General features: G+C 51.4%; 1 protein-coding gene. It reads right to left on the bottom strand.

Annotated elements, in window-relative coordinates:
- Positions 1-541, bottom strand: a 541-nt coding sequence (locus ACYAS9_RS24215; protein ID WP_463570962.1) for an RNA-guided endonuclease InsQ/TnpB family protein, incomplete at both ends; no start/stop codon positions are given.

The raw sequence follows: 541 nt of genomic DNA, 5'->3' as shown, positions 1-541 counted from the left end.
TGGATTGGGCTCTTTCTGTCCGTCGCATCGCGTAAACAGATCCGTGATCCCCAGATCAATGCCGATCATGTTTGGCGAAACCGTGAGTTTTTCAGGCTCAAAGTCGCACAGCAGGGACACGAAATAACGACCCGACCAGTCTTTTGAAACCGTGACGCTGGAAGGCTCACCCGGAACGCCTCGGCTCCAGCGAACATCAAGGGGCACCTTGCTTTTCGCAATGAAAAGCTTGCCGTCGATATACTTGAAGGCGCTGCGCGTGAACTCGGCGGACTGACGATGGTGTTTCTTTTTGAATGAAGGGTATCCGCAACGCTTTTCGAAGAAATTGATGAAAGCCTTTTGCTGATGGCGAAGCACCTGCTGCAGAGGAACGCTGGAGACCTCGTTGAGCCATGCCTTCTCTGGATCTTTCTTCAATTGGGCCAATGCCGCATTAGCGCCAGTAAAGCCAATGTTCGTCTTGTCTTCGGCGTAAGCTTTGGAGCGAAAATCCAGGATGTAATTGTAGACGTAGCGTACACAGCCAAAGGTTTTCTCC

This window comes from Pseudomonas sp. HP_08 (assembly GCF_055284095.1).
This window is presented reverse-complemented; position numbering and strand designations above follow the sequence as displayed.